Source organism: Gammaproteobacteria bacterium, from assembly GCA_015709695.1.
Classification (GTDB): Bacteria; Pseudomonadota; Gammaproteobacteria; order Steroidobacterales.
This window is the reverse complement of the sequence record CP054183.1, coordinates 2,122,036-2,140,795: the sequence shown is the minus strand read 5'-3', so window position 1 is coordinate 2,140,795 and position 18,760 is coordinate 2,122,036. Positions and strand designations below refer to the sequence as shown.

Below are 18,760 nucleotides of genomic sequence, written 5' to 3'. Positions count from 1 at the left end.
AACCGTGATGCGACAGCAACGCCAGCCGGCCGGTGAGGCGGGGTGCCTGCCCGCGAAATCGGCCGTACCCGCGGAACTGTACCGGCGCCTCTACGCTGCCACCCTGCAGCCGGATTTCTGGGTGCGGATCCTGTCGCTGCTTGCGCCGCTGTTCGGCTGCGAGAAGGCGATGGCGGCAGGCTTCGACCGCAATCACCCGTGCAGCGCCATGGCCGAGATGATCGGCTTCTCGCCGGCCTCCACCGCTTTGCTGCTTGACCGGGACCTGCGCGAGGATCGCATCTGGCAGGCGACGCTCCGCCTGCCGGCCGGCAGGGTGTCGCGGACATTCGACCTCGTGCCAGCGGCTCCGCAGCGCAGGGGGCAGCTGTACACCCGGATCGCCGTGCCCGAGGGCCTCGGGCACTTCATCCATGTCGTTCTGGAATCGGGTCCGGATGTCTTCACCGGCCTCGGCTTCCTCCGGGGTGGCGACGGCGGTGGATTCACCGACGCCGAAGTCGCCCTGCTCGAGGCCCTGACGCCACACCTGCAGGCCGCGGCAGCCCTGGCCAAGCGGGTGATGCTGGGCGATGCGGCCCGGCGCGAAGCGCTGCAGAGCTTCGACGTGGCAGGCCAGGCCATTGCCGTACTCGACCGCAGTGGTTACGCGCTCCACGTCAATGCCGCGGCGACCCGGATCCTGGGACAGGGCGCGGGGGTCACCCTCAGGCAAGGGCGCTTCCTGTTCGACAGCCTTGCGGCGCAGACGGACTTCGAGCGCGCGCTGCACCGGATCGTGGCGGCGACGGCGGACACCGAGGCCCGCCTCGTGCCCAGCCAGCTGCGTGTGCCACGGCAGGATGCAGGGCGACAGCTGGTGCTGAGCATGGTGCCCCTGGCACGCGCCGCCGACCACGCCGTTTTCCCGATCGGCGCGGGCTGCCTGGTCCTGCTGTTCGATGTCGGGGCCGAGCAGGAGTTGCCACAGCCCCATCTGCAGCGCATCTACGGGCTGACCCCCGCCGAGATGCGGGTCTGCCTTGCCATCCATCGCAGCACGAGTGTCGAGGAGGCGGCTGCCTCGCTGTGTCTCTCCACGCATACGGTGCGCAGCCACCTCAAGCGCATCTTTTCCAAGTTCGGGGTCCAGAACCAGTCGCAGCTGCTGCATCGCCTGGCGGATTCGCTCCACATGGTGACCCCTGGTGATGGCGCCCGACACACCAGCTGACCCGGGCCCCGCAGCCGGGCTGGCGGCGGGCAGTACCGCATCGGCGCGCATGCCGCCCGTTGCCCCGCAGCCTCTGCTCGTGCCGGACGAAGTGCTGGCCGAGCTCTTCCGGGAAATAATGGGAGCCGACGGCTGGCAGCGGGTCCTCGCGCGGCTGGTGCCCCTGCTCGGCGGGCAGGCGGGGCTCTGCATCCGGCTCGACCGGGTGCACCCCCGTGATTCCATCTTCCTGACCCACGGCATCGCGCTGGAATACCTGCCGGAGCTGGCACGACGCGACCTGGCCGAGGACCTGATCTGGCGGGAATTGCTGCGACGGCCAGCCGGCGCAGTGTTCCGCTCCACGGATGTGATTCCGGCCAGCGAGCTGCGCCTGAACTCGCTCTACCGGCGCATCGGTGAGCAGGCGGGCATGAAGTTCGCCCTGCTGGCGGTGCTGCAGAACCAGCCGCAGCGCTTTGCCAACGTCTGCGTCACGCGCCCGGACCGGGATTTCGGCGACGGCGAACTGGCGTTGATGCGCGATCTCCTGCCGTTCCTGCAGGTCATGCTGGAGCTGGAGGAACGGATTGCGCTGGGCGATGCGGGCCGTCGCCAGGCGCTGGCGTCTTTCGACCGGTCCGGGCAGTCGGTGGTGATACTCGATCGCAGCGGCTACGCCCTGCATTGCAATCCGCTGGCGCGGGCCAGCCTCGATCGCGAGGGGGAGGTCATGCTCAAGGGCGGGCGGCTGCTGTTCGAGTCGGTCACCGTGCAGACCGAGTTCGAGCATGCGCTGCGCCTGGCGCTGACCGCTGCTGCCGGCGAAGCCGATCCGCTGCCGCAGGAGATCCGGGTGCCGCGCCGGGGTGGCAGGGCGCCGCTGGTGCTGTCGGTGATCTCCTGCAGCAGCGCTGCCGACCGCGCGATCCTGCCGGAGGGCGCGGGCGCCATGGTGGTGGTCCATGACGTCGATGTGCCGAGGGTCCTGCCCGTCGAACGCCTCGCCTGGCTCTACCAGCTGACACCGGCGGAAGCGCGGGTCTGCGAGGTGCTGTATGGCGCCGGATCGGTGGAGACGGCGGCGGAACGCCTGGCCCTCACGCGGCATACCATCCGCAGCCACCTGAAGAGCATCTATGCCAAGTTCGGCGTCAGCACCCAGGGGCAGCTGATGCAGAAGCTGTCGAATTCGCTGTGGATGTCGGCGGGACGCGGGGCGCCGGCTGTGCCGCCCGCGCCGCCATCCTGACGGCCGTGCCAGGCGGCCGGCTCAGCTCCCGGCAGCCGCCTGCTGCCGGCGCAGGCACTGCGCCTCCCGGGCCTTGTACTCGGCGGCCTTGAGCGGATCGCGGGCCAGCCCGAGTTCGCCGCCCGCATAGGCGCTGGCCAGGCGCGCCACGGCCAGGCGGTGGTTGGCGTTGGCGGCGCGCTGGTACCAGGACAGCGCCAGCGCCTGGTCATGCTCCAGCAGCGGGCCCGCTTCATATTGCCAGGCGAGCCAGTACTGCGCTTCCGGCACGCCGGCCGTGGCGGCATCGCGGATCAGCGGGATCGCCTCCTGCGGCTGCCATTCACCGTTCAGGCCGAGGTGGAACAGCGCCAGCTCGTAGAGGGCAACGGCGTCGCCGGCGTCGGCCTCGGCCTGGCAGGTGGCGCGCACGGCCTGCAAGGCCCCTGGATCCGGCGTGGTGCTCAGCAGCAGCGGGCGCAGTGCATTGCGGCATTCGCTGGCGAAGGCTGCCGGGGTGGCCAGGAGAATGAGGAGCAGCAGGGCAATCGGGCGCATGGCGAATCGCCTGTGGGCAGGGAGCGGGCGGCTACTTTAGCAGCGATCGCCGCCAACGACGGCTTTGCCGCACGATGCCTGCTCAGGCGCGCCGCTGCCCCTCGGTCACCCGCGGGTGGCCGGCGAGGTCGGTCGCGGTGGCCAGCCGGTGGAATCCGGCGCCTTCCATCAGCGAACGCACTGCCGGGCCCTGCGTCGCGCCATGCTCGAGGAGCAGCCAGCCGCCGTCATCGAGATGCTCCGGCGCCCGGGCAATGATGATCCGCAAGGCATCGAGGCCATCCGCACCGGCTGCCAGCGCACAGCGCGGCTCGAAGGCGAGCCCGGCGTCGACCGTGGCCCACTCGGCGTCGGCGATGTAGGGCGGATTGGAGACGACGACATCGAAGCGTCCGCCACTCGCTGCGGCGAACCAGTCGCCCTCGGCCAGCCGCAGGTTGCCGGCGCCGATGCGCTGCGCATTGGCACGCGCCACCGCGAGCGCTGCTGCGCTGAGATCCGTGGCGAGGACCTGCGCCCGAGGCCGTTCGACGGCGATCGCCAGGGCGACGGCGCCGCTGCCGGTGCCGAGGTCGAGCACGCGTGCCGGCTGGCCGGCGGGCAGCCGGGCCAGCGCGCGCTCGACCAGCAGTTCGGTCTCCGGTCGCGGCACGAGCACATCGGCGGTCACGGCGAGGTCGAGGGTCCAGAAGCCGCGCTGGCCGCTGATGTGCGCCAGCGGACGGCCCGACTGGCGCGCGCCGATGTCGCGGAGGAAGCGCGCGGCGATGGCTGGCGGCACCAGCTGGTCGCGGTGCATGAACAGGCGGCTGCGGTCCCAGCCCAGGGCCTGGGCCAGCAGCACCTCGGTATCGAGGCGCGGTGACGCGCTGGAGCCTTCGAGCAGGCGCACGCCGGCCCGGAGCAGGGCCTCGACGGTGGATGCAACGGGCGGATTCATTTTCGGGGTGCCGATGGTATGGTGCGCCGGGAGACAGCTGCGGCATTGTCACATGGCCAGGCATTCCGACAAGACTTCCGCTGGCGCGGCCCGCAAGCCCGGACCCGGCACGCTGTGCATCCACGCGGGTGCCACGCGGGATCCGGCCACCGGCGCCGTCATGCCGCCGATCCACACCAGCGTGACCTTCGCGCAGGCCGCCGTGGGCGAGCACCAGGGCTGGGCCTACACGCGCAGCGGCAACCCGACGCGCGATGCGCTGGAACGCTGCCTCGCGGAACTCGAGGGCGGCGCGCGCGCGCTGGCCTTTGCCTCCGGCATGGCTGCCACGGCCACGGTGCTCGAGCTGCTCGATGCCGGCGCCCATGTCATCGCACCGCACGATGGCTATGGCGGCACCTTCCGCATCCTCGGCGAGGTCCGGCCGCGCAGCGCCGGGCTGCGCGTGTCGTTCGTGGATTGCTGCGACCTCGAGGCCATCGAGGCGGCCATGCGCCCCGATACCCGGCTGCTCTGGCTGGAGACGCCCGGCAATCCGCTGCTGCGCATCCAGGACCTCGCCGGCGCCTGCGCGCTGGCGCGCCGGCACGGCGTGCTGACCGTGGTCGACAACACCTTCGCGACGCCGATGCTGCAGCGGCCGCTGGAATTCGGCGCCGATGTCGTCATGCACTCGGCGACCAAGTACATCGGTGGCCACTCCGACGTGCTCGGCGGCTTCCTCGTCGCCGCCACGCCGGAGCTGGGCCAGCGCCTGCACGCCCTGCGCAGCGTGGCCGGAGGGGTGGCCGGGCCCTTCGACAGCTACCTGATGTTGCGGGGTATCAAGACGCTGGCGCTGCGCATGGAACGCCACTGTGCCAACGCGCAGGCCGTCGCCGCGTTCCTCGCCGGCCATCCTCGCGTGCGCCGGGTGCATTACCCCGGGTTGCCGCAGCATCCCCAGCACGCGCTGGCGCAGCGGCAGATGCGCGGCTTCGGCGGCATGATGTCCTTCGAGATCGAGGGCGGCGAGGCCGCGGCCCGCGCCTTCCTCGCAGGGCTGCGGCTGTTCACCCTGGCGGAGAGCCTCGGTGGCGTGGAGAGCCTCGCCGGCTACCCGGCCGCCATGAGCCACTCGGCGATGCCGGCGGCGCAGCGGCATGCCGCCGGCATCCGTGACGATCTCGTGCGGCTGTCCATCGGCATCGAGGATGCCGGGGACCTCATCGCCGACCTCGACGCGGCACTCGGCTGAGCCTGCCGGGCGGCGGGCCGCATCCATGCTGACCGAGATGGAGTGGCAGGCGCTCTGGCTCAGCTTCGACGTCGCCAGCCGCAGCGTGCTGTTCAGCCTGCCGCTGGCGATCCTCGTGGCCTGGCTGCTGACCCGCGGGCGTTTCGCCGGCCGCGCACTGCTCGATGCCTTCGTGCACCTGCCGCTGGTGCTGCCGCCGGTGGCGGTGGGCTACCTGTTGCTGGTGCTGTTCGGCAACCGCGGGCCAATGGGTGGCTGGCTGCTCGAGACCTTCGGCATCCAGCTGGTCTTCAGCCGCGCGGGTGCGGCGCTGGCCACCGCGGTCATGTCCTTCCCGCTGATGGTGCGCGCCATCCGCATCTCGCTGGAACACATCGATCCAGGCCTCGAGGACGCCGCGCGCACGCTCGGTGCCGGGCCCTTCGACCGCTTCCGCAGCGTGACGCTGCCCCTGATGCTGCCGGGCGTGCTGGCCGGCGCGGTGACGGCGTTCGCCGCGAGCCTCGGCGAGTTCGGCGCGGTGATCACCTTCGTCTCCAACATCCCGGGCGAGACCCGCACGCTGCCGCTGGCGCTCTACACCGCGCTGCAGATGCCCGGTGGCGAGGCCGTGGCCGCGCGGCTGGCGGCGCTGTCCTTCGCGCTGGGCTTCAGCGGCCTGGCGCTCGCCGAGCTGCTGGCGCGCCGCATGCGTGCGCTGCGGGGATCCTGAGTGATCGAGGTCGACATCCGGCGGCAGCTCGGCGCCTTCGGGCTGCGGGCGGCGTTCTCCGCGCCGGCGCCGGCGCTGGTGGCGCTGTTCGGCGCCTCCGGATCGGGCAAGACCAGCGTGGTCAATGCGGTCGCCGGCCTGCTGCGACCCGATGCCGGGCGCATCGCCCTCGACGGCGAGGTGCTGTTCGATGCCGCCATCGGCGTGGATGTTCCGGCCGAGCGGCGCCGGCTCGGCTACGTGTTCCAGGATTCCCGCCTGTTCCCGCACCTCGACGTGCGGCGCAACCTCGGGTACGGCCTGCGGCGCAGCCAGGGCGCTGCCCGCATCGGCTTCGACGACGTGGTGGCACTGCTCGGCCTGGAGTCGCTGCTGGCGCGCCGGCCCGGCGGGCTCTCGGGGGGCGAGCGCCAGCGCGTGGCGATCGGCCGTGCGCTGCTGGCGCAGCCGCGGCTGCTGCTGCTCGATGAACCGCTCGCCTCGCTCGACGCCGCGCGTCGCGAGGAGGTGCTGCCCTACCTCGAGCGGCTGCGCGACCACTGGCGGCTGCCGATGCTCTACGTCAGCCACCAGTTCGACGAGGTGCTGCGGCTGGCCACCCATCTGGTGCTGATGGAGCAGGGCAGCGTGGTGGCCGCCGGTTCGCTGGCGGAGATGGCGCTGCACCCGGCGCTCGGGCGGCTGGCGGGCGAGGGCGCCGGGGGTGCGGTGCTCGATTCGGTCGTCACGGCCGTGGATGCCGCGACCGGCCTGGCCAGCGTCACGGCCGGCACAGGCACGCTGCGCGTGCCGGCCGGAGGCCTGGCCGCCGGCATGCCGGTGAGGCTGCAGGTGCTGGCGCGCGATGTCATTCTCGCCACGCAGCCGCCGCAGGGGCTGAGCGTGCGCAACGCGCTGGCGGGTTCGGTGACGGCGGTGGATGCCGAGTCACCGCACTCGCGGCGGGTGACGGTCGACGTGGGCGGAGTGGCCGTGCTGGCGCGCGTGACCAGTCTCGCGGTGGACGAGCTGCGGCTCGGTCCCGGGAAGCCGGTCTGGGTGCTGGTCAAGGCGGTGTCCCTGCGGGCGGCTGCTGCCCAGGCTTGTCGAGGGTGATGCCATGTCGGGGCTGGTCGCGCTTCTGTCCAGGCTGAGGTCCTTCACGGTCCTGGCCTGCTTCGTCCTGCAACCGGTTGGCCTCCGGGCTGCCGAGGCCCCGCCACGCCTGACCGTGTTCGCCGCCGTCTCGCTGACCGACGTGCTCCAGCAGATCGGTGCCGACTATGCCGCCACCGGCCAGCCGCTGCCGCGCTTTTCCTTCGCGGCCAGCTCCGCCCTGGCGCGGCAGATCGAGTCGGGCGCGCGCGCCGATGTGTTCTTCTCCGCGGACCGGGAGTGGACGGATTACCTGGAGTCCCGCGGCCTGCTCCGCGGCGGCACGCGGCACGATGTGGTCGCCAACAGCCTGGTGCTGATCGCACCCGCCGACAGCCGGCTGCAGCTGGCCGTGGCCCCGGGCTTCCCGCTGGCGGCGGCGCTCGGTCCTCGCGGCCGGCTGGCCACCGGCGATCCGGATTTCGTGCCCGTCGGCCGCTATGCCCGCGCCGCGCTGACGACGCTCGGCGTCTGGGACGAGGTCGCGGGGCGCCTGGTGCGTGCGGACAACGTGCGTGTCGCCCTGGCCTACGTGGCGCGAGGCGAGGCGCCGCTCGGCATCGTTTACGCCACCGATGCACAGGCCGACGCCCGCGTGCGCGTCGTTGCCGCCTTTCCCGCTGACAGCTACCCGCCGATCCGCTACCCCGTCGCTGCCACGCGCGATGCCGCCGCCGGTGCCGAGGCCTTCATCGCCTTTGTCAGCGGGCCCGTGGCTGCGGCACGGTTTGCGGCTGCCGGATTCGTGCCTGGATCGAGGTGAGGGGAATGCGAAGCCCTTGCCCGGACCGTGTTCTGGCGGAGATGATTTCCTGCGAGTCGATCGTGGGAAGCTTCGTCGGGGCGAGACCTGTAAACATCAGCGCCAGTTTTCCACGCGCAAGCCGGCGACCCGTCTGAATTCGGCCACGTTGCCGGTCACGCATACTGCATCGATTGCGCGTGCATGTGCTGCGATCAGCAGGTCGTTGGCACCAATGGCCATTCCCCTGCTTTCGAGCGCATGCCGGATCGCCGCGTAGTGCAGGTCTGCGTCGGCCTCGAATGGCAGAACATCCATTGCCCCGAGTACGGCAGCCACCTGCCGCATCAGCTTTGCCGATCCGCTCCGTGTCGCGCCGTAGCGCAGCTCACCGGCGACGATGATGCTGGTGCATACCTGCGCTTCGCCTATCCTGGCGATGCGCCGCGCAACAGCGCCTTGTGGCTGCCGCACCAGGTCCGACAGGACGTTGGTATCGAGCAGATAGCGTCTCGCCATGTCAGAGATCGACAGGCTCGGCCTGCGGGGAGCCGATTTCCGGAAAATCCTCGACAAGAGGCGGCAGCGATTTCAGGACGGTCAACAGCGACGGCCTTGCAACGGGCTCGACGATCAGTCGATTGCCTTCCTTGCGCAAGATGGCCTCTTCGCCGGGAAGCTCCAGGTCGCGGGGAATCCGCAAGGCCTGGTTTCGGCCATTGCGGAAAAGTCGGACGTGACGGTCGGTGTGCATGGCTGGCTTTCGTCGTGGCATAGGCCAAGCATAGGCCAAGCGGGTCGCGGTGGCGAGGCGGGCGGGTGCAAGTGTGACGCACATCGGATATCGGCTGCCTTCATGGCCACTCTGGCACGGTGTGCGTCGTCTGTCGCCTCGTGAATCTGCGCGGAACAGTGCGGAAACGGTGCCGGTGTTACGGCTTCGGAAAGCCGAAGCCTCAGCGATCGCCCGCCTTCTGGCTCGAGAGCGCCTGCTCGATAAATATGTCAGGCACCTTTTTGGACACCTTCTTGTGCGCTGCCGGGAAAGGCGGCTGAAGATAGAATGGGCCGCCTGGCTTCCGGCTCCGCGGTTCAGTGCACCACCTGGTCGTGAGACAACCCTGGAGCTGGCGTCCTGATGTGTCGGGCATTGTCGTCGGTTCGGCTTGATCGTTAGCCTGAGAGGATCGAACGTCATGATGAAGCTCTGCCGTGCGTTCGTTCTTTCGATTGTTCTCGCCGGTTGTACTTCGTATGTGACGCCCGGTGGTCCCGCTTCAATCCCTGCCATGACTGATGCGGATGTGGCCGAAGCCCTGTCGCGCCAGCCGGCTGCGCAGTTCCCGGTGCGCCTCGCGATCGCGCGTGTTCAGGCCAGCGGTTATGCCTCTGCCACGAGTGAAGGGTACGGGGCAGGCAGCTATAGCGTCGTCACGCAGCGCGACATCGAGACAGAAGCGGACTTTCAGCGCTTTGCAGGGCTGGCGGGTGTCGCCGGGGTCGCCCCGCTGGGCCGCATTCTCCTGCCCTCGTCCTTGCAGTCTGCCAGGGAGCTGCGCACGGCAGCGGCGCAGTTGCGGGCTGATATGGTCTTCGTCTACACCCTGGATACGTCATTTCGGACCGATACGACCACGATCGGGCCTCTCCAGGTGATCAGCCTGGGGTTTTTCCCGAACAGGAAGGCCCGCGTCTCCGCAACCTGCTCGGGTGCCTTTATCGATGTCCGTACCGGGTACGTCTACGGGACCGTGGAGAAAACCGCCGTTCGTGAGCAGCGATCAGACGTGTGGGGAACCCGGGAGGCCATCGACAAGGCACGTCGCGAGGCGGAACGTGAGGCGTTCCTCGCCATGCTCGGCGAGATCGAGTCGTTCTGGCCGTCATTGCTCGGGACAAAATAAGTCAGACACCTTTTGGACGATCGTATAACTTCGGGGTTTGCGCTCGCCCATCCGGTCATGCCCGATGCCTCAGGACCCGCCGACTCGCGTGAGAGCTTCCGCCGCCGGCCTGCTCCTGCCCGCGCTCCTGGCGCTCGCGGCGTGTTCGCAGCCCGTGGTCGCGGATCGCCGCGAGCCGGGCGCCGGCCCGGTGATCGGCTACGGAACCGTGATGGCCGATGTCGCACGCCGCTTCGAGCTCCTCGGCCGTGCGGCGACCGCCGGCCGCTTCGAACTGGCGGAGTACGAACTCGGCGAGATCGAGGAAGCGTTCAGCGGGACACTGCTGCAGGCTGCGCCTCCGCGTGAAGGCCATCCGGAGGTGCTTCCCGGACTGGCAGGCGCATTTGCCCAGGTGACGCTCGCCGATCTGCGGGCGGGTCTCGCCTCGCGTGACCGGCAATCCTTCGATGCCGCGTTCGCGCGTGCGGCGACCGCCTGCAACGGTTGCCACCGGGCTTCCGGTCACGGCTTCATCGAAGTGCCCACCGTGCCGGGCCGGAGCATCCCCGCCACCGAATGACGGCGCGGGAAACGCGGAAACGGTGCCGGTGTTACGGTTTCGGAAAGCCGAATCCTCAGCGATCGCCCACCTTCCGGCTCGAGAGCGCCTGCTCGATGCGACGCAGGCCGGCGAGCTGTTCGCGGGCACTGGCGGCTTCCCGCCGCAGCCGCTCCCGCTTCTTCGTGCTGATCCAGATGCGGTCTCGCCCGGCGTCGGCAGCGGCGATCCGGCGCTCGAGCGCGACGATTTCGCCGGAGATCTGCTCGTGCGTGCGCGCCTGCTGCTCGGCGGGCGGCAGTGCGGCGAAGGCTTCGGTCTCGCGCGAGCCGAGGAACGCGTGCAGGAACAGCCAGGCGATGATGCCGCTCGGTACGGCGATGAGCAGCAGCACGCCGCCGCCACGATCATCGAGCGCAATCATGCCGTAGAGGCAGGCCAGCGTGACGAGCCCGAAGAAGGCAAAGCCGACGAGGGCCACCACCCGCGAGGCGCGGCGCAGTCCGCGCGCCGGCCCCGCACCGAGCGCCAGGACAATGAGGGCAATGAAGACCAGCGCGACGAAGAGATCTTCCATGGGGGATCGGACCACGCGGCGCAACGCCGCCGGAACGCATGAAAGATAGCAGCGCGGCGTTGGCGATGATACCGGGGTCGCCTGCAAACGTGGCCTGGATCACACTGCCGGGTGCTGGTCGGAGCATCGACCGGCACCGGGTGACGGCAGCCGGGAAACCGGGTTACCGAAACCGTAACACCGGCACCATCAGATCACCGTGCGCGGGGCCTGCGGGCCACGGCGGTGACGCCGGCCGACAGGCTGGCCCGGGGTTTGGCGGACTTTCCGCGGCGCGAGGATTCGGCTACCACGTGCCGGGCGGCGATGCGATCCCAGCGGCGGCTGGCGAGCGCGGTCACCTCGGCGGCGAATTCGCGGTAGTGGCGCACCAGGTCCCGGCCGAATGGCGTGAGCACGACGCCGCCGCCGCCACGGCCACCGACGCTCGCCGTGGTTACCGGCGTGTCGAAGCTGGTGTTGAGGCTGTCGAGCAGCAGCCACGCGCGGCGGTAACTCATGCCCACCTCGCGCGCGGCAGCCGAGAGCGAGCCGCCGGCATCGATGGCGGCGAGCAGGTCGATCTTCCCGGGGCCCACCGATGCGCCCGGGGCGAAGTCCAGGCGGAAGCGGACGGTGACCATGTACTTCTCCCGGCGGGCTGCTGCTGACGGCCCATGATAGCGCCGATGAAAAAAGTCATTGCGCCGATGCGCGTCACCGGGATAGGCTCTATATTCATCCGTATATAGCGATATCGGTGAGGCGGGCGCCGCTGCTCCGGTCGGGACAGGCCATGGCCTTGTCGTGAAGCCGCAGCACCGATGCGCGACTTCTCCGCATTGCGCTATATACGCACGAATACACCGAGTCCCGTTGCCGATCAGTGCCCAGCCGGAGTAGTCCATGCAGCCCGCAGCCCGTATCCCGCTTGCGTTCCTCGCCATGCTCGCCGCATCACCCGGGGGCGCTGTCGCGCAGGTGGCCGCCGGTCCCGGGCTCGGTGTCATCGAAGTCATCGCCCATCGCGACACCGAAGCCATCGTGCCGATGGACCTGATCGGGGCCCGGCAACTCGAGTCCGCTGCCACCCGCGACCTCGGCGATGCCCTGGACCTGCTGCCGGCGGTGACTCTCACCCGGGTCGGGGCGCGCAACGAGACGCTGGTCCAGTTGCGCGGCTACGACTCCCGCCAGGTGCCGCTGTTCATCGATGGCGTGCCGGTCTATGTCCCCTACGACGGCAACATCGACCTCGCCCGCCTCGGTGTCGGCGACATCAGCGAGATCCGCGTCAGCAAGGCGGGCGGATCGGTGCTCTACGGCCCCAACGCGCTGGGCGGCGCCATCAACGTGGTCACGGCGCTGCCCGGCGACGGGCTCACCACCAGCGCCCGCGCGGGGCTGGTGCTGGACGAGCGCGGCGCCGCGCAGCGCACGGATGCCGGTGGCCGTCTCGGCTATCGCAGCGGCCACTGGTATGCGCAGGGCTCGGCCTTCCTGCTGGACCAGGACTTCTTCCGGATTCCCGATGGCCACTACGGTCCGGCCGAGGACGGCGGCCGGCGCGAGAATTCCTCGACTCGCGATCTCACCACGGGCCTCAAGCTCGGCTGGCAGGGCGACAGCGGCGCCGGCTGGCAGCTCAATTACGTCCGCCTCGATGGCAGCAAGGGCACGCCCCCCTACGCGGGCACGTCGCCGGAGGTGAGGCCGCGCTACTGGCGCTGGCCGTATTACGACAAGGAAGACCTCTACCTGCTCGGCGTGCTGCCGCTCGGCGATACCCTCTGGTTGCGCACGCGCCTGTACTACGACCACTTCGCGAACCGCATCGAGTCCTTCGACAACGCGGATTACGACACCCAGGCGCGCCCCTACGCCTTCGACAGCCAGTACGACGACCATGCCTACGGCGGCAGCATCGAGGCCGAGATGGCCCCGGGCGGCGCCGCGGGCGTGACCCGGGCGGTGGTGCACTTCAAGGACGACGTCCACCGCGAAGTGGACAACACCGGCCAGCCCTGGGAGGAGATGGAGGATCGCACCTGGTCGGTGGCCGTGGAGCATACCCGTGCGCTCGCCGCCACCGTGACCGGCAGCCTCGGCATCGGCTGGAATGCACTCGACAGCGTGCGCGCCGACAACAACATCGGTGGCGTCATCTCGCCGTTCCACCTCGAGGACGACTCCGCGCTCAATGCCACCGCGGGCCTGCGATGGGCATTCGCGCCGGACTGGGAACTGGACTTCAACCTGGCCCGCAAGACCCGCTTCCCGACCCTCAAGGACCGCTATTCCTACCGGCTCGGCACGGCACTGCCCAACCCCGGCCTGCAGGCGGAGCAGGCCGATCACGTGGAACTGGGCGTCGCTGGCGACCTGGCCGGCGTGGCGACGCGCGCCGCCGTCTTCGGCAGCTGGCTCGACGACGCCATCGGCAGCGTGAGCCTGCCGGCCACGGCCTGCAGCTCGCCGCCCTGTTCGCAGCTGCAGAACGTCGGCCGCCAGCGCCGGCGGGGTGTCGAGCTGTCGCTGGCGCGCACCTTGCCTGTCGTCGGCGAACTGAGCCTGGGCTGGAGTTACCTCGATGTGGACAACCTGTCGCAGCCGCAGGTACGCGCCATCTACACGCCGCACCACAAGCTGCAGCTCGCGAGCAGCGCACCGCTCGGCGAGCGGGTCCACCTGCGCCTCGGCCTGAAGGTCGAGGATGGCCGGCTCAGCACCAGCAACGGCAGTCGCACGACCGCCGGCTTCGGCATCGTCGATGCCGGCCTCGACATCGGCATCCGCCGGGGGCTCAGGCTGCTGGTCGAGGGCCAGAACCTCGCCGACAAGCGCCATGCGTATGACGAGGGCTTTCCCGAGGCAGGCCGCAGCTGGGCGGCGACGCTCGTCTGGAATCTGGGGGAGGTGCTGCCGTGATTGGCCGTCGCAGCATGTTGTCCGGCGCAGTGGCCCTGCTGACAGGCGCCGCCACGGCGCCGTTGGCCCGCGCCGCGGAGGCCTGTGGCGGGTTTCGCTGGGATGTCGCCGCCGAAATGGCGCTGTTCCGCGGGTCGGCGATCCCGGTGGTGGCAGGGCGTTCGCCATCCCCGGCCCCGCTGCTCGACGTCGGGCGCCTGTACGCGGTGGCGCTGGCGCCCCAGGGCGATGTCGAGCTGGCGGCGCCACCAGCGAAGCCGATGCTGGCCGATGGCGCCCATGCGGGCATCCTGCGGATCCAGGTGCCCGCAGCCGGTCGCTATCGGGTGTCGCAGGATGCGCATTTCTGGGTCGATGTCCTGCAGGCAGGAAAGTTGCTGCCGTCGGTGGACTTTCAGGGCAGCATCGGCTGCGAACCGCAGAAGGTCGTCATGTTCGACATGCCGGCCGGCAGCGAAATCCTCGTGCAATTCAGTGGCAGTGCGCAGGCTGTGGTGCGTGTGGCTGTGACTGCTGCCGGATGATGCGCTGGCCCTGCCTCGTGGCCACGGCACTGGCTCTGGCTGGTGCCATGGCCGTGGCGGGCGACCTGGGCCGCGCCGCCTTCGACGATCCGCGCCACCCGCCCCCATGGTGCACACCGGGTGCCGAGACCGCTAAATACGAGCTAGGCCAGGCCGTGTTCAACACCCGGTTCGTGGAGGCTGGCACCGCCGGCGCCGGCCGCATCGATGGGCTGGGGCCGCTGTTCGGCAATGCTGCCTGCGACAGCTGCCACAATGACGGTGCCCGCGGCCGGGGTCCGATCGAGCCTGGGGAAATTCCCGGGCAGCTGGTGGTGCAACTCGCCGGTGCAGGTGCTGATGGTGGTGATCCCCGCTACGGACGCATGCTGAGCCCTGCTGCCATCCATGGCGTGCCGCCGGATGGCAGGGTGCGCGTGTCGTTCCGGATCCAGGCGGGGTGCTATGGTGACGGGTCGCGCTGGGAGCGGCGCGAACCGTGGTATCGACTGGAGGCGCTGGGCTACGGTGCACTGGATGCGCGTACCGTCATCCGTCCGCGCCTCGCACCCGCGGTGTTCGGTGCCGGGCTGCTCGACGCTATCGCGCAAGACGCGATCGTGAGGGGCGCAGATCCGACGGATGCCAACGGCGATGGCGTGGCCGGGAGTCCGCGGTGGGTCAGCGGTGTTGCTGGCCGGTCGGTTGTCGGCCGCTTCGGCTGGCAGGCTACGGTTGCGACGCTGCGCCAGCAGACGGCCATGGCGTTCCTGCTGGAACAGGGGCTCACCAGCAGTGACCTGGCAAGCGATGATTGCACGATCCACCAGCCTGCATGCCGTGCCGCGCGGGACGGCGGTGCGCCGGAGGTGTTGCCGGAGTTTTTCGATGCGGTTGTCACCTACCAGCGCCTGCTTGCCGTTCCGGCGTCGCCGGTGTACGCCGGGGACGGGCGGCCAGCTGCCCTGTTCGCCGGTGCGGGATGTGCCGCCTGCCATCTGTCCTCGCTGCCGGTGCGCCTGCCCGACGGGAGCGAGGGGGTCATTCATGCCTACACAGACCTGTTGACCCACGATCTCGGCGTCGGTCTGGCCGATCGCGATGTCCGCGGCCGTCCGGTGGCAAGCCGCTGGCGCACCGCACCACTCTGGGGTATCGGCTGGCGCAGGGAGGAGGGCCGGGCGCTGGCCCTCCTGCACGATGGGCGAGCGCGCAGCGTGGAGGAGGCCATCCTCTGGCATGAAGGCGAGGCGGAGCGCGCACGCACGGCCTTCATGTCCATGGATGCAGGCGAGCGGGCCGTGCTGGCCGAATGGGTCCTGCGCCGTTGAGCGTGGCGCTGGACCTTCGCCGCTGAGGAGCCGCAGGGATGCATCGCTGCAGTCGCCTGCAATGAAACTGACAGAGCTGGCGCGATACGGCGGGCACCATCGGCGTCGTCGCCGGCGGCTGGCTGGGCGACCACCTGATCAGGACGGGTCATCCCACCGGGCGGCTCATGGCCGCCGCGCTGTCCGTGGTGATCGGGCTCGCCGGTACCGGTTGCCGGCAATTTACATAAGCCGCTGGCAGTATTCAGTTTTTATTGACAATTCGCGGGGGGGGAGCAGCCTCGGCACTGGAGACCGGGTTACGCAAGCAGCCGTGGGAAGAACAGCAACAAGCGGGGACAGGGGGAAACCATGAACATGCGTACTGGAGTGTGGGCTGGCACGGCGCTGTCGCTGCTGCTGGCGGGCGGCGCCCAGGCGACGCTGCTGAGCAGGCTGGGCGGACAGGCGGTGTATGACACCGATTTAGATATCACCTGGCTGGCTGATGCGAACCTCGCGGCGAGCAACACCTTTGGTGTGTCGGGCATCACCGACACCGGGCAGATGAGCTGGACCACGGCCAACGAGTGGACCGCGGCGATGAACACCGCGAATTACCTGGGTTACAGCGACTGGCGGCTGCCGAACGCCATCGACACGGGCACGCCAGGTTGCAACTATGCCTACAGCGGTACCGACTGCGGTTACAACGTGGACCTGTCCACGGGCGAGATGGCGCACCTGTACTACAGCACGCTGGGCAATGTGGGGGGGTACGACACCAGTGGCAACCTGACCGGTGGTGCTTGCACCATCGTCCCCCTCTTCTGCCTGACCAATACTGGCCCGTTCTCTAATCTCCAGCCCGCCGGCTACTGGTCGGGCACGTCCGACGCGTTCGAACCCTACGAGGCGTGGAACTTCAACTTCGCCGCCGGCTTCCAGGGCAGCTTTATCCCGGACCTTTTCACCTACGCTTGGGCGGTGCGTCCCGGCGATAGCGTTCTTGAGACTCCAGTGGTCCCAGTACCCGCAGCGGCATGGCTGCTGGGCTCGGCACTGGGCGTGCTGGGCGCGCTGCGGCGCAGGGCCCGGTAGCAGGGATGGCCCGGGTGCTGCGAGCTGGTGTCAGCCTGGGAAGGTGGGTCGCGCAAAGGATTGAGGAGAACAACAGCAACAGGTCGGTAGACGACAGGTCGGCGGAAGAAGGGGGAAGCCATGAACATGCGGACCGGAATCCTGACGGGTGCAGCCTTGTCGCTGCTGCTGGCAAGTGCAGCGCAGGCGGCGCTGGTGAGCCGTCTCGGTGGGCAGGCGGTGTATGACACCGATTTCAACATCACCTGGCTGGCCGATGCGAACCTCGCGACGAGCAACACCTTTGGTGTGTCGGGCATCAATGACGGCGGGCATATGAGCTGGACCACGGCCAACGAGTGGATTGCGGCGATGAACACCGCGAACTATCTCGGCTACAGCGACTGGCGGCTGCCGACGACGCCGCAGCCGGATCCGAGCTGTAGAACCCAGTCCATCGGAGGCAGCCTCGGCTACAACTGCACCGGCAGCGAGATGGGCCATCTCTTCTACGGCGAGCTGGGCGGTGTGGAATACCAATCCATCAGCATGACGCACAATGACAACCTCGATCTGTTCAGTATCATCGTCCCCGCCCCCTACTGGTCGGGCACGTCCTACGCGCCCATTTCCGCTCAGGCGTGGAGGTTCAGCTTCGGGGACGGCCTCCAGGCCACCAGCCTCAAATACTACGCGTACGCCATCCACGCGTGGGCCGTGCGCGACGGCGATGTCGGCGTGATCCCGATCCCCGGGGCCGTGTGGCTGCTGGGCTCGGCACTGGGCGTGCTGGGGATCGCACGTCGCAGGGGTCGGCGGGGCGGCTGATCGCTACCCGCCGCGCAGCGGCGCAGGATCCGGTAACCGGGATGGCCCGGGTGCTGCAGCGACTGGGTCCTTACAGCACCCTCCACCACGGCGCAGCCAGCACGTCCGGGGTGAGCCATTCGACCGTGCGACCCGTGTGCAGCAGCAATCCGGCGCGCGCCTTGCGCCCGTACTCCTGCCGGAACGTGCGCAGGTGCGCGCAGTCAGCCAGGCGCGGCGTCGAGGTGGCCTTCACCTCGATGGGCAGCAGCTTGCCGCCGGCCTCGACCACGAAGTCCACTTCCTCGCCGAGCGTGGTGCGCCAGTAGGCGAGTTCCACGCGGTCCACGCGCGCATCGCGCCAGGCGAGCAGGTCGTGCAGCACCAGGTTCTCCAGGTGCGCACCCGCGGGCGCGGTGGCGCCGAGGTGCAGCGCGACGCCGGTGTCGCCCCAGAAGATCCTGGGCGACTTGACGAGCCGCTTGGTGCGGTTCACCGAGTAGGCCGGCAGGCGCACGAGCAGATAGGAGGTCTCCAGCAGGTTGAGCCAGCGGTGGACCGTCGGCTGCGGCAGGCCGACATCGCGTCCCAGCCCGGTCTGGTTGAGCAGCTGCCCCAGCCGCAGGCAGGCGGCCTGCATCAGGCGGCGGAAGTCGGGCAGCGCGCTGATCGCGGCGAGGTCCTGCAGGTCGCGTTCGAGATAGGTGCGCACGTAGCCATCGAACCAGATGGCGCGGTCGGCCGGCGTCGTCAGTTCCAGCGCCGGCGTGGGGAAGCCGCCGCGCAGCGCGAGCGCCTGCCAGTCTTCCTCTGGGTCGTCGCCGGCTGCCAGCAGGTCGCACCACTGATCGTCGGGCGCGCCCAGCAGATCGTCCCAGCGACCGGCACTTCCGAGCCCGATCTGCTCGCGCCGGGTCATCGGCCAGAGCGTGAGGTAGCTCGCGCGGCCGGCGAGCGACTCCGACACCTGTCGCATCAGGAGCAGGTTGGCCGAACCGGTGAGCAGGAAACGCCCGGGCCGGCGGTCGCGGTCGATGGCCCGCTTTACCGCAGTCAGCAGGCCTGGTTCGCGCTGGACCTCGTCGAGCGTCAGCGGATCGGCGCCGCCCAGCAGGGCCTCGGGGTCGCGGCGAGCCGCATCGCGTACATCGAAGTCGTCCAGTGACCGATAGCGCCGCTCGCCCGGAACGAGTTTCTCGACCAGGGTGCTCTTGCCGGTCTGCCGGGCGCCGGTGAGCACGACGGCGGGCATCACACGCAGGCGCGCGGCAAGCGCGTCGTCTACCAGACGGGGCAGGGTCTTCATGACATGAATGATATTCATTCACATAACGAATTGGCAAGTCCGGCGTGTGGCTTCCCACCGCCGCTCGCTCTGGCAGGCG

The 18,760-nt window shown here is 69.6% G+C and carries 19 protein-coding genes and 1 pseudogene; 13 read left to right on the top strand and 7 right to left on the bottom strand.

All coding sequences use genetic code 11. The features are described from left to right. Positions 1–7 precede the first annotated feature (7 nt). Together HRU81_09980 and HRU81_09975 are read left to right on the top strand one after the other, a co-directional pair. A complete protein-coding gene (locus HRU81_09980; GenBank protein ID QOJ32406.1) occupies positions 8–1,213 on the top strand; it encodes a hypothetical protein in 1,206 nt (401 codons plus the stop codon). 49 nt (positions 1,214–1,262) lie between these two features. Continuing rightward, positions 1,263–2,444, top strand: a complete 1,182-nt coding sequence (locus tag HRU81_09975) for a helix-turn-helix transcriptional regulator (GenBank protein QOJ32405.1) — start codon at positions 1,263–1,265, stop codon at positions 2,442–2,444. A gap of 21 nt (positions 2,445–2,465) precedes the next feature. On the opposite strand, the gene HRU81_09970 is transcribed toward HRU81_09975, so the two are convergent. Both HRU81_09970 and prmC read right to left on the bottom strand, forming a co-directional pair. Next, positions 2,466–2,981 (bottom strand): sel1 repeat family protein, encoded by a 516-nt coding sequence (locus HRU81_09970; GenBank protein QOJ32404.1) that lies wholly within the window; start codon positions 2,979–2,981, stop codon positions 2,466–2,468. Between the two features lie 82 nt (positions 2,982–3,063). Further along, a complete protein-coding gene (gene prmC / locus HRU81_09965; GenBank protein ID QOJ32403.1) occupies positions 3,064–3,921 on the bottom strand; it encodes a peptide chain release factor N(5)-glutamine methyltransferase in 858 nt (285 codons plus the stop codon). A gap of 52 nt (positions 3,922–3,973) precedes the next feature. On the opposite strand from prmC, the gene HRU81_09960 reads away from it, so the two are divergent. Genes HRU81_09960 through modA form a run of 4 tightly spaced genes read left to right on the top strand, consistent with a single transcriptional unit; the run spans position 3,974 to position 7,767 of the window. Further along, positions 3,974–5,158: a PLP-dependent transferase gene (locus HRU81_09960; protein ID QOJ32402.1), complete on the top strand. Its 1,185-nt coding sequence runs from the start codon at positions 3,974–3,976 to the stop codon at positions 5,156–5,158. A gap of 25 nt (positions 5,159–5,183) precedes the next feature. Then, positions 5,184–5,870 carry a molybdate ABC transporter permease subunit gene (modB, locus tag HRU81_09955; protein ID QOJ32401.1) on the top strand — a complete coding sequence of 229 codons (687 nt, stop codon included), beginning with the start codon at positions 5,184–5,186 and terminating at the stop codon, positions 5,868–5,870. Beyond that, on the top strand, positions 5,871–6,965 hold the full coding sequence (gene modC, locus HRU81_09950) for a molybdenum ABC transporter ATP-binding protein (protein QOJ32400.1): 1,095 nt from the start codon (positions 5,871–5,873) through the stop codon (positions 6,963–6,965). Positions 6,966–6,969: 4 nt separating this feature from the next. Further along, a complete protein-coding gene (gene modA, locus HRU81_09945) occupies positions 6,970–7,767 on the top strand; it encodes a molybdate ABC transporter substrate-binding protein (GenBank protein QOJ32399.1) in 798 nt (265 codons plus the stop codon). 96 nt (positions 7,768–7,863) lie between these two features. Here the strand turns inward: modA and HRU81_09940 are convergent, their stop codons facing one another. Both HRU81_09940 and HRU81_09935 read right to left on the bottom strand, forming a co-directional pair. Then, complete coding sequence (locus tag HRU81_09940) at positions 7,864–8,265, bottom strand: type II toxin-antitoxin system VapC family toxin (GenBank protein QOJ32398.1); 402 nt, start codon at positions 8,263–8,265, stop codon at positions 7,864–7,866. Between the two features lies 1 nt (position 8,266). Continuing rightward, positions 8,267–8,500 carry an AbrB/MazE/SpoVT family DNA-binding domain-containing protein gene (locus HRU81_09935; GenBank protein QOJ32397.1) on the bottom strand — a complete coding sequence of 78 codons (234 nt, stop codon included), beginning with the start codon at positions 8,498–8,500 and terminating at the stop codon, positions 8,267–8,269. A 442-nt stretch (positions 8,501–8,942) separates the two neighbouring features. Between HRU81_09935 and HRU81_09930 the strand changes: the two genes are divergently transcribed. Beyond that, on the top strand, positions 8,943–9,650 hold the full coding sequence (locus HRU81_09930; GenBank protein QOJ32396.1) for a hypothetical protein: 708 nt from the start codon (positions 8,943–8,945) through the stop codon (positions 9,648–9,650). 88 nt (positions 9,651–9,738) lie between these two features. Beyond that, positions 9,739–10,212, top strand: a complete 474-nt coding sequence (locus HRU81_09925) for a hypothetical protein (protein QOJ32395.1) — start codon at positions 9,739–9,741, stop codon at positions 10,210–10,212. Positions 10,213–10,267: 55 nt separating this feature from the next. Here the strand turns inward: HRU81_09925 and HRU81_09920 are convergent, their stop codons facing one another. Both HRU81_09920 and HRU81_09915 read right to left on the bottom strand, forming a co-directional pair. Next, positions 10,268–10,768 (bottom strand): hypothetical protein, encoded by a 501-nt coding sequence (locus HRU81_09920; GenBank protein QOJ32394.1) that lies wholly within the window; start codon positions 10,766–10,768, stop codon positions 10,268–10,270. A gap of 189 nt (positions 10,769–10,957) precedes the next feature. Next, a pseudogene (locus HRU81_09915) lies at positions 10,958–11,391 on the bottom strand (LysR family transcriptional regulator). Positions 11,392–11,653: 262 nt separating this feature from the next. Between HRU81_09915 and HRU81_09910 the strand changes: the two are divergent. The 5 genes from HRU81_09910 to HRU81_09890 all read left to right on the top strand — a co-directional run bounded on the left by HRU81_09910 (position 11,654) and on the right by HRU81_09890 (position 17,396). After that, positions 11,654–13,675 carry a TonB-dependent receptor gene (locus HRU81_09910; protein ID QOJ32393.1) on the top strand — a complete coding sequence of 674 codons (2,022 nt, stop codon included), beginning with the start codon at positions 11,654–11,656 and terminating at the stop codon, positions 13,673–13,675. Positions 13,676–13,689: 14 nt separating this feature from the next. Then, positions 13,690–14,199 (top strand): hypothetical protein, encoded by a 510-nt coding sequence (locus HRU81_09905; GenBank protein ID QOJ33364.1) that lies wholly within the window; start codon positions 13,690–13,692, stop codon positions 14,197–14,199. Next, complete coding sequence (locus HRU81_09900) at positions 14,196–15,509, top strand: hypothetical protein (protein QOJ32392.1); 1,314 nt, start codon at positions 14,196–14,198, stop codon at positions 15,507–15,509. The genes HRU81_09905 and HRU81_09900 overlap by 4 nt, the downstream gene beginning before the upstream one ends. A 351-nt stretch (positions 15,510–15,860) precedes the next feature. After that, complete coding sequence (locus HRU81_09895; protein QOJ32391.1) at positions 15,861–16,589, top strand: VPLPA-CTERM sorting domain-containing protein; 729 nt, start codon at positions 15,861–15,863, stop codon at positions 16,587–16,589. Between the two features lie 120 nt (positions 16,590–16,709). Next, positions 16,710–17,396 carry a DUF1566 domain-containing protein gene (locus HRU81_09890; GenBank protein ID QOJ32390.1) on the top strand — a complete coding sequence of 229 codons (687 nt, stop codon included), beginning with the start codon at positions 16,710–16,712 and terminating at the stop codon, positions 17,394–17,396. A 70-nt stretch (positions 17,397–17,466) separates the two neighbouring features. Here HRU81_09890 and HRU81_09885 read toward each other — a convergent pair whose 3' ends face one another. Next, entirely contained in the window at positions 17,467–18,681 is a 1,215-nt protein-coding gene (locus HRU81_09885) for an ATP-binding protein (GenBank protein QOJ32389.1), read from the bottom strand. Positions 18,682–18,760: the final 79 nt, after the last annotated feature.